Origin of the sequence: uncultured Aureimonas sp. (assembly GCF_913775355.1) — a bacterium.
In the GTDB taxonomy this organism is placed as follows: Bacteria; Pseudomonadota; Alphaproteobacteria; order Rhizobiales; family Rhizobiaceae; genus Aureimonas.
In genome coordinates this window covers 1-10,052 of sequence record NZ_CAJYIU010000241.1, presented here as the reverse complement: position 1 = coordinate 10,052, position 10,052 = coordinate 1, and the positions used below count along the sequence as shown (strand labels likewise).

Sequence of the window (10,052 nt, the reverse complement as noted above, 5' to 3'; positions counted from 1 at the left end):
CGCCTTCGCGCATCGCGTTGGTCGAGTCGCAGACTAGCGCGAGGACACCCTCGTCGCCGATCTGGCGCAGGCGCTTCTCGTCGGTCGGATCGCCGAGCGCCGGCGTCGCATCGATCTTCCAGTCGCCGGTATGAAGAACCGTGCCGGCCGGCGTGCGGATGGCGAGCGCGACGGGCTCCGGGATCGAGTGCGTCACGTTGATCGCCTCGATCGAGAACGGACCGATGTCTAACCGGTCGCCCGCACGGAAGATCTCAAGCGGTACCTTGGGTGCGCCAGGCTCGCCTTCCCGCTTGGCCTGCAGCAGCGCCGCAGTGAACGGCGTCGCGTAGACCGGCGCCTTGAGGCGCGGCCAGAGCGTCAGCACGGCGCCGTAGTGATCCTCGTGCGCGTGCGTGATGATGATCGCCTTCAGCCGGTCGAGCCGCGCTTCGATGAAGGACAGGTCGGGCATGACGAGATCGATGCCCGGAAATTCGGGTCCCGCAAACGAGACGCCGCAGTCGATCGCGATCCATTCGCGCTGGCCGGGAGGGCCGTAGCCATAGAGGCCGAAGTTCATTCCGATTTCGCCGATGCCGCCGAGCGGCACGAAGACCAGTTCGTTCAAGTTCGTCATTCTTTCATTCTTGGCATGCGTCAGCATGCAGCCTTTCAGTCATTCATAAGCCGGGGGTCGCCCGGAATCCGTTTCGGCACGAGCAGCGCTCAAGTGCCTGCAGTCTGGCGAAGGAAGAAGAGATCCCCCGCCGAAAAATGGCGGCGCTCGCCGTTGTCCATCCCGAGGACCAGTCGGCCGCCCTCGTCGAGATCCACGAAAATGCCGGTGACCGACGATCCGTCGGGGAGATTCACGCGGCATGTCTCGCCGCGCCCCACCGAGTGGCGCAACCAAATCGCTCGCGCCTCATGAAACTGGCGACCCGCGTCCCACAATTCCAGTGCCGCCTCGACACCTGCGGCGACATGTTCGAACACCGTCGGTAGATCGCCTCGATATCCGGCGTCGCGAAGGCTCGTCACCGCATATGGTGTATCGTGGGCGCCGGTCTCGACATTGACGCCGCAACCGATGGCGACTGCTCGGCGACCAGCGGGGGAGCGTTCGCTTTCAAGGAGAATGCCCACGGCCTTCGCGCCGCCGATCAGGATGTCGTTCGGCCACTTTATGCCGACCAGCGCTGGGTCGATGCCGGGGAGCCCAGCCAGACCGTTGCGCACGCCGAGGGCGACCACCAGCGGGAGATCCACCACATGCTGATCGGTCGAGGGATCGACGATCAGGAGCGTAGCGAAAAGATTGCCCCGCTCGGACAGCCAGGATCGTCCCCGACGACCCCGACCCGCCGACTGGCGGGCCGCCGTAATCCAGAGAGGGCCGGGATCGCCCGCACGGGCGGCCTCGAGCGCCACGGCGTTCGTCGAGCCGACCTCGTCCAGCGCGAGATGGCGCCGAGTGCGATGAGGCCGGCCCGCCATTTTTCGATTAGAAGAAGGTATGGGCCGCTGCGGCCGCCGCCGCGAACAGCGGACCAGCGAGGACGATATAGGCCGGGAAGATGAAGATCGTCGCGGCACCCGCCACGAGCTTCAGTTCCATGCTCATCGGCTCGAACCCGGCCAGCGGCTCGTCGAACCACATGACCTTCACGATGCGCAGGTAGTAGAAGAGGCCGATCGTCGACGCGATGACGCCGATCACGGCAAGCGGGATCAGCCCGGCACCGACGGCCGCGATGAAGACGTAATACTTGCCCCAAAAGCCGAGCAGCGGAGGCAGGCCCGCCAGCGACAGCATGAGAACCGTCATCGCCAGTGCCATCATCGGATTGGTGCGCGACAGACCGGCGAGCTCGTAGACGTCCTCCACCATACCGTCCCGACGGCGCATCGCGAGGATCAGCGCGAACGTCCCGAGCGTCATGGTGACGTAGGTCGCCATGTAGATCAGGACGCCCTGCACGCCCGCTTCGGTGCCTGCGGCGAGGCCGACGAGCACGTAGCCCATGTGGCCGATCGAGGAGTAGGCCATCAGGCGCTTGATGTTGCGCTGGCCGATCGCGGCGAACGAACCGAACAGCATCGAGGCGATCGACAGGAACACCACGACCTGCTGCCAGTCAGGCGTCATCGGACCGAAGCTCTGGACCGTGAAACGGGTGAGCAGCGCGACGGCCGCCACCTTCGGCGCACCGGCGAGAAGCGCGGTCACCGGCGTCGGCGCGCCCTCGTAAACGTCGGGCGTCCACATGTGGAACGGCACGGCCGAAATCTTGAAGGCCAGACCTGCGAGCACGAAGACGAGCCCGACGATGAGGCCGAGCGACCGGGAACCGTCCTGCGCGACGGCCTCCGCGATCGCACGGAACTCGATCTGTCCGGTGAAGCCGTAGACGAGCGAAGCGCCGTAGAGAAGCATACCCGACGAGAGCGCGCCGAGGACGAAGTACTTCAGACCTGCCTCGGTCGATTTCACGTGGTCGCGGTGGATCGCCGCGATCACGTAGATCGCCAGCGACTGCAGCTCGAGACCCATATAGAGCGCGATCAGGTCGCCCGCCGAGACCATGACCAGCATGCCCGTCGTGCAGAGCACGATGAGAACCGGAAGCTCGAAATTGGCGAAGCGCTCACGCTCCGCATAGCCGGTCGACATGAGCACCGCAGCCGCCGCACCGATCAGCACCAGCGCCTTCATGAAGCGTGCGAACGGATCGAGGATGATCGATCCTCCGAACGCGACACCGGTCGGCGTCGCGAAAAGCAGCCAGACCAGCGCGAAGAGCAGTGTGCCGACGGTGAGCGAGGTCACCAGCCGGGCGCTCTTCTCACCGAGAAATGTGCCGATCATCAACAGGCCCATCGCACCGACGCTGAGGATCAGCTCCGGGCCGACGATGGGGAGGCTTTGCGCCACGAATTGCGAAAACATCGGTTCGCCCTGCCCGTTTCTTTTATTTCTGGATCGAGGCGACGCTGGACGCGGCCTCGAGGGCTGCCGTGTAGCTCGACAGGAGCTGGTCCACGGAGGCCGTCGTCACATTGAAGACCGGCATCGGATAGACGCCGAAGAGCACGGTCAGCACCGCGAGCGGATAGAGCAGAGCCTTCTCGCGCGGCGTCAGGTCGAGGATCGACTTGAGGTTGTCCTTCACCAGCGCCCCGAGGATGACGCGGCGGAACAGCCAGAGCGCGTACGCCGCCGACAGGATGACGCCCGTCGCCGCGAAGATCGCCACCCACGAGTTGACCCGGAACACGCCCATCAGCGTCATGAACTCACCGACGAAGCCGGACGTGCCCGGGAGGCCGACGTTGCCCATGGTGAACAAAAGCATCATGGCCGCATAGGCCGGCATGCGGTTCACGAGGCCGCCATAGGCCGCGATGTCGCGGGTGTGCATCCGGTCGTAGACGACGCCGACGCACAGGAACAGCGCACCCGAGATAAGCCCGTGGCTCAGCATCTGGAAGATCGCACCCTGCACGCCCTGCTCGTTGGCCGCGAAGATGCCCATGGTCACGAAGCCCATGTGGGCGACCGACGAGTAGGCGATCAGCTTCTTGATGTCCTCCTGCATCAACGCCACCAGCGAGGTGTAGATGATCGCCACGACCGAGAGCACGAAGACGAAGGGCGCGAAGTCGGCCGAAGCCAGCGGGAACATCGGCAGCGAGAAGCGCAGGAAGCCGTAGCCGCCGAGCTTCAGGAGGATGCCGGCCAGGATCACGGAGCCGGCCGTCGGCGCCTCGACGTGCGCGTCGGGAAGCCAGGTGTGAACGGGCCACATCGGCATCTTCACCGCGAAGGAGGCGAAGAAGGCGATCCAGAGCCAGGTCTGCATCGAGGCCGGGAACTGATAGGCGAGAAGCTCGGGGATCGAGGTCGTCCCGGCGGTCCAGTACATCGCCATGATGGCGACGAGCATGAGGACCGAGCCGAGAAAGGTATAGAGGAAGAACTTGTAGGACGCATAGACGCGCCGCTTGCCGCCCCAGACGCCGATGATGAGGAACATCGGGATGAGGGAGCCTTCGAAGAAGAGGTAAAAGAGCACGATGTCCAGCGCACAGAAGACGCCGACGACCAGCGTCTCGAGCACCAAGAACGCGATCATGTATTCCTTGACCCGAACCGTGATCGCGTCGCGGCTGGCCAGAATGCAGATCGGCATCAGGAAGGTGGTCAGGATGACGAACAGCATGGAGATGCCGTCGACACCCATCCGGTAGGCGATCCCGCCAGTCAGCCACTCGGCTTCCTCGACGAACTGGAAACCTGCGACGGACTTGTCGAAACCGATCCAGATGAAGAGCGAGAGGAGGAAGGTGAAGACCGAGACGAGCAGCGCGACGTTGCGGATGTTGCGGCGCGCGAGTTCGGAGTCGTCCCGGGTGAACAGGATGATCAGCACGCCGACCAGCGGCGCGAAGGTGATGGTCGATAGGATCGGCCAGCCGGACATCAGCGCATTCCCCCGAACATCATGAAGGTGACGAGCGCCGCGACGCCGATCAGCATGACGAAGGCATAGTGGTAGAGGTAGCCGGTCTGCAGACGCACGACCCAGCCGGTCACGTCGAGCGCGCGGGCGGAAATGCCGTCCGGACCGAGGCGATCGATGACCGCGACGTCACCCTTCTTCCAAAGGAACCGGCCGAGCCACTTGGCCGAACGCACGAACAGGACGTCGTAGAGCTCGTCGAAGTACCACTTGTTCAAAAGGAACTGGTAAAGGCCCGGATTGCGCGCCGCCATCTGCGCGGGGCGCTGCGGCTGCCGGATGTAGAAGATGTATGCCAGCACGAACCCAAGCGCCATCGCGATGGTCGGCGACCACACGACCAGCGCCGGCACCTCGTGCGCCTCATGCAGGATGTGGTTCTCCGGGCCGGCGAAGAGCGCCGTGTGCCAGAAGGTCTCGTAGCTGCCGCCCAGGAAGAACGGGTAGAACACGATACCGGCGAGCAGGGCTCCGGCCGACAGGATGAACAGAGGCGTCGTCATAACCGGCGGCGACTCATGCACGTGGTGCATGACCTCGTGGCTCGCGCGCGGCTTGCCGTGGAAGGTCAGGAAGACGAGGCGCCAGGAGTAGAAGCTCGTCAGCGCGGCGGCGATCACCGTCATCATGTAGCCGTACATGGCGAAGGCATTTTCGCCCGCGAACGCGCTCTCGATAATCGCATCCTTGGAATAGTAGCCAGCCGTGAACGGGAAGCCGGTCAGCGCGAGCGTCCCGATCATCATCGTCCAATAGGTGATCGGGATATGCTTCCGCAGACCACCCATGTGGCGCATGTCCTGCTCGCCGTCGACCGCATGGATCACCGAGCCGGCGCCGAGGAACAGAAGCGCCTTGAAGAAGGCGTGCGTGAACAGGTGGAAGATCGCGGCCCCGTAGGCGCCGACGCCGAGCGCGACGAACATGTAGCCGAGCTGCGAGCAGGTCGAATAGGCGATGACGCGCTTGATGTCGTTCTGGACGAGGCCGATCGTCGCCGCGAAGAAGGCGGTCGTGGCTCCGATGAAGGTGACGAAGGTCAGCGCGGAATGGCTGAGCTCGAACACCGGCGACAGTCGGGCCAGCATGAAGACACCCGCGGTGACCATCGTCGCTGCGTGGATCAGTGCCGACACTGGGGTCGGGCCTTCCATCGCGTCCGGGAGCCAGGTGTGCAGGCCGATCTGCGCCGACTTGCCCATCGCGCCCATGAAGAGCAGCAGGCAGATCGCGGTCATCGCGCCGGCAGCGGGCAGCGAGTAACCGGCAAAGTTCAGGATCGGCGCGGCAGCGTTGACGGCCGCCTCCCCACCTTCAGGATAGATCGTGCCGACCATCTGGCCTGCGCCGGCGAAGATCGTGTCGAGATTGGCCGAGCCGAACACCACGAACAGACCGAAGATGCCGAGGAGGAAGCCGAAGTCGCCGACGCGGTTGACGACGAACGCCTTCATCGCCGCAGCGTTGGCTGAGGGCTTCTGATACCAGAAGCCGATCAGGAGGTAGGAGGCGAGACCCACGCCTTCCCAGCCGAAGAACATCTGGACGAGGTTGTCGGCTGTCACCAGCGTCAACATCGCGAAGGTGAAGAGCGACAGGTAGGCGAAGAAGCGCGGGCGCGAGTCGTCGTGGTGCATGTACCCGATCGAATACACATGCACTAGCGCCGAGACGGTGTTGACGACGACCAGCATGACCAGCGTCAGCCGGTCGATCCGCAGCTGCCAGGAGATGTCGAGCGTTCCGGCTTTCATCCACTGGAGGACCTGCACGTGCTGCGTCTCACCGACGAACGACAGGAACCCGATCCAGGACAGGAGCGCCGCCGCTATCAGAAGACCGCTGGTGACGTATTCCGACGCCTTGGCGCCGATGCGATTGCCGAAGAGACCGGCGACGATGAAGCCGACGAGCGGCAGAAGGACGATCAGGGTGTACATCGCCGCGGTCTCAGCCCTTCATCGTGTTGACGTCGTCGACGGCGATCGAGCCGCGATTACGGAAAAAGACGACCAGGATCGCCAGGCCGATGGCGGCCTCCGCCGCGGCGACCGTGAGGATGAACAGGGCGAAGACCTGCCCGGCCAGATCGTTCAGGAAGGAGGAGAATGCCACAAGGTTGAGATTGACCGACAGGAGGATCAACTCGACCGACATCAGGATCGTGATGATGTTCTTGCGGTTCATAAAGATGCCGAAGACCCCCGTAACGAAGAGGATCGCGGCGACCGTGAGGTAGTGTCCGAGGCCGACAGCCATGGTTCGTGTATCCCTATCTGCCTCAGATGCCCTTGCCGCTCTCGACTTTGCGGATCTCGATGGCGGTGGCCGGATTGCGCGCGACCTGAACGGGGATCGACTGACGCTTCAGGCCCGGCTTGTGGCGCAGGGTCAGGACGATGGCGCCGATCATCGCGACGAACAGCACGAGGCCAGCCGTCTGAAAGAAGAAGACGTAGCGCGTGTAGAGAACGAGCCCGATCGCCTGGATATTGGAGAGCTGCTCCAGCGGCGGGGTCGGCATCACCGTCCGCGCGCTGAGCTGCGGAGAATAGTAGCTGCCGGTGACCGCGATGATGAGCTGCGCGAGGAGGACCAGACCGATCACCGCCCCGATCGGCGCATACTGAAGAGCGCCCTGCTTGATGCGACCGAAATCCAGATCCAGCATCATGACGACGAACAGGAATAGGATCGCCACCGCGCCGACATAGACGACGATCAGGATCAGCGCCAAAAATTCGGCACCGGTCAGCAGGAACAGACCCGCCGCCGCCACGAAGGTCAGGATCAGGAACAGGACCGAATGGACGGGGTTTCGGGAGAGAACCACCATCATCGCCGAACCGACGGAGACGATGGCGAACACGTAGAAGAAGAAGGCTTGCAGCCCCAACATGTCGGGCTCCCCCTGAAATCGCGGTAGCATCAAAGGGCGGACGAACGATGTCCTCGTTCGCCGCCGGGAGATTCGGTTCGGAGCGTGGCGCGACAAGGCGCCACGGGGTGCGGATTAGCGGTACGGAGCGTCGAGCGCAATGTTGCGAGCGATTTCGCGCTCCCAACGATCGCCGTTCGCCAGCAGCTTTTCCTTGTCGTAGTACAGTTCCTCACGCGTCTCGGTGGAGAACTCGAAGTTCGGCCCCTCGACGATCGCATCGACCGGGCAGGCCTCCTGGCAGAAGCCGCAGTAGATGCACTTTACCATGTCAATGTCGTAGCGCACCGTGCGGCGCGTGCCGTCGTTGCGGCGCGGCCCGGCTTCGATCGTGATGGCCTGCGCCGGACAGATCGCCTCGCACAGCTTGCAGGCGATGCAGCGCTCTTCACCATTGGGGTAACGGCGCAGCGCATGCTCCCCACGAAAGCGAGGGCTGACCGGCCCCTTCTCGAACGGATAGTTCACGGTCGCCTTGGGAGCGAAGAAGTACCGCATCGACAGGCGGAACGCCTTTAGGAACTCGACCAGGAACAGGGATTTTACGGACTGGGCCAAGGCACTCATCGAACGATCTGATCTCCAGTGGCGGAGGCTTCGGGCGGCACGAGCACCGCCCTCGTTTTGTCTATGTGGCTTACCAGGACAGAGCCGCCGCCTGGCGAGCGGCGTCCGCGGTCTGGCCATCGCCCCAGCCGGTCAGCTGGAGGACGAGCGCGACCACGACCACCATCGCCAGCGACAGGGGAAGGAACACCTTCCAGCCGAGACGCATGAGCTGATCGTAGCGGTAGCGCGGCACGAACGCCTTCACCATCGCGAACATGAAGAAGCAGAGCGCGACCTTCGCCAGGAACCAGATGACACCAGGAATCCAGGTGAATGGCGCGAAACCGAAGGGCGGGAGCCAGCCACCGAGGAACAGGATGGTCATCAGCGAGCACATCAGGGTGATGGCGGCATACTCGCCGAGCATGAACATCATGTACGGGGTCGAGCCGTACTCGACCATGAAGCCCGCGACGAGCTCCGATTCTGCTTCCGGTAGGTCGAACGGCGGCCGGTTCGTCTCGGCGAGCGCTGAGATGAAGAAGATGATGAACATCGGGAAGAGCGACAACCAGTGCCAATCGAGGAAGCTGGCCGGCAGGCCCAGCATCGTGCCGACACCGGTGTTCTGCGACAGGACGATCTGGGTGAGGTTCAGCGAGCCGGCGCAGAGGAGAACGGTGACGATGACGAAGCCGATCGAGACCTCGTAGGACACCATCTGAGCCGCCGAACGAAGCGCGCCGAGAAAGGCATATTTTGAGTTCGACGCCCAGCCGCCCATGATGACGCCGTACACCTCGAGCGACGAGATCGCGAAGATGTAGAGGATGCCGATGTTGATGTCGGCGATCACCCATCCGTTGGAGACCGGCACCACGGCGAAGGTCGCCAGCGCCAGCGTCACCGCGACGAGCGGCGCGAGGAGGAAGACGACCTTGTCGGACGAGGCCGGAATGACCGGCTCCTTCAGGACGAACTTCAAAAGGTCGGCGAAGGACTGGAAGAGGCCGAAGGGGCCGACGACGTTCGGGCCGCGACGCATCTGCACGGCCGCCCAGATCTTGCGGTCGGCCAGAAGGATGTAGGCGATCAGGACCAGCAGGACCACCAGGAAGAGAAGGCTCTGACCGATGATGACGAGGGCCGGCCAGATATAGGCGGAGAACAGCTCCATGGGTTCGTACCGTCCTTACTCGGCCGCTTCGAGATGCTCGGCATGCGCGAGGCGCGAGCACTCCGCCATGACCTTCGAGGCCCGGGCGATGGGGTTGGTCAGATAGAAGTCGCCGACGCCCGACTTGAACGCCGCTCCCGACGGTGTGCCTGCGCGGTCGGCAAGATGCGTGATCGCGTTGGGATCGGCAGCCTGCAGCTCGGAGCCGACGAAGATCGGGTGAGCGCTCGCCAGATCGCGGCGCAACGCACCGAGCGAGTCAAACGGCAGCGCCTTGCCCAGCACGGCGGACAGGGCGCGGAAGATCGCCCACTCCTCGCGGGCGTTGCCCGGCGGGAAGCCCGCGCGCGAGCCGGTCTGAACGCGGCCTTCGGTGTTCACCCAAGTCCCGGACTTTTCCGTGTAGGCGGCACCCGGCAGAATGACATCGGCCCTATGAGCACCCTTGTCGCCATGCGTTCCGACGTAGACGACGAACGCGCCGGGCGTGATGTCGATCTCGTCCGCACCGAGGTTGAACAGGACGTCGACGCCGCCGGACACCATCTCGGCGGCCACCTTGCCGCCCTCACCCGGCACGAAGCCGATGTCGAGACCGCCGACCCGGCTTGCCGCCGTATGGAGAACGTTGAAGCCGTTCCAATCATCGGACACCGCGCCGATCTCACGCGCCAGCGCTGCGATGCTTGCAAGGACGTCAGCACCGTTCTCGCCGCTGATCGCGCCCTGCCCGACGATGATCATCGGGCGCGCGGAGTTCTTCAGGGCGTCGAAGAACTCGCCGTTCGCCGTCTCGATGTCCGACAGCGTCTGCGGTCCGGCCCCGAGATACGTCACGGCGTAGCGCAGGTCCGACTTCTCGCCGATGAAACCGACGGGGAAG

General features: G+C 64.0%; 10 protein-coding genes. All 10 read right to left on the bottom strand.

The genetic code is table 11. The features are described 5' to 3' along the window. Positions 1–619: ribonuclease J (locus tag QZ753_RS14620; RefSeq protein WP_294644614.1), on the bottom strand; the 619-nt coding region annotated here is incomplete at its 3' end. An 89-nt stretch (positions 620–708) separates the two neighbouring features. Continuing rightward, the gene (locus QZ753_RS14615; RefSeq protein ID WP_294644612.1) at positions 709–1,479 is read right to left on the bottom strand and encodes a biotin--[acetyl-CoA-carboxylase] ligase; all 771 of its coding nucleotides are present in this window, start codon (positions 1,477–1,479) and stop codon (positions 709–711) included. A 7-nt stretch (positions 1,480–1,486) separates the two neighbouring features. Continuing rightward, positions 1,487–2,932, bottom strand: coding sequence for an NADH-quinone oxidoreductase subunit NuoN (gene nuoN, locus QZ753_RS14610; RefSeq protein WP_294644610.1), 1,446 nt, complete (start codon positions 2,930–2,932; stop codon positions 1,487–1,489). A 22-nt stretch (positions 2,933–2,954) separates the two neighbouring features. Continuing rightward, entirely contained in the window at positions 2,955–4,466 is a 1,512-nt protein-coding gene (locus QZ753_RS14605) for an NADH-quinone oxidoreductase subunit M (RefSeq protein WP_294644609.1), read from the bottom strand. After that, positions 4,466–6,445 carry an NADH-quinone oxidoreductase subunit L gene (gene nuoL, locus QZ753_RS14600; RefSeq protein ID WP_294644607.1) on the bottom strand — a complete coding sequence of 660 codons (1,980 nt, stop codon included), beginning with the start codon at positions 6,443–6,445 and terminating at the stop codon, positions 4,466–4,468. The genes QZ753_RS14605 and nuoL overlap by 1 nt, the downstream gene beginning before the upstream one ends. Before the next feature lie 10 nt (positions 6,446–6,455). Then, positions 6,456–6,764, bottom strand: coding sequence for an NADH-quinone oxidoreductase subunit NuoK (gene nuoK, locus QZ753_RS14595; protein WP_294644606.1), 309 nt, complete (start codon positions 6,762–6,764; stop codon positions 6,456–6,458). A 22-nt stretch (positions 6,765–6,786) separates the two neighbouring features. Then, the gene (locus QZ753_RS14590; RefSeq protein WP_294644605.1) at positions 6,787–7,404 is read right to left on the bottom strand and encodes an NADH-quinone oxidoreductase subunit J; all 618 of its coding nucleotides are present in this window, start codon (positions 7,402–7,404) and stop codon (positions 6,787–6,789) included. 114 nt (positions 7,405–7,518) lie between these two features. Next, positions 7,519–8,010, bottom strand: coding sequence for an NADH-quinone oxidoreductase subunit NuoI (gene nuoI, locus QZ753_RS14585; RefSeq protein ID WP_090959390.1), 492 nt, complete (start codon positions 8,008–8,010; stop codon positions 7,519–7,521). A 70-nt stretch (positions 8,011–8,080) separates the two neighbouring features. Next, positions 8,081–9,169: an NADH-quinone oxidoreductase subunit NuoH gene (gene nuoH / locus QZ753_RS14580; protein WP_294644603.1), complete on the bottom strand. Its 1,089-nt coding sequence runs from the start codon at positions 9,167–9,169 to the stop codon at positions 8,081–8,083. Between the two features lie 15 nt (positions 9,170–9,184). After that, on the bottom strand, positions 9,185–10,052 hold an 868-nt coding region (locus QZ753_RS14575), incomplete at its 5' end, for a molybdopterin-dependent oxidoreductase (protein ID WP_294644601.1).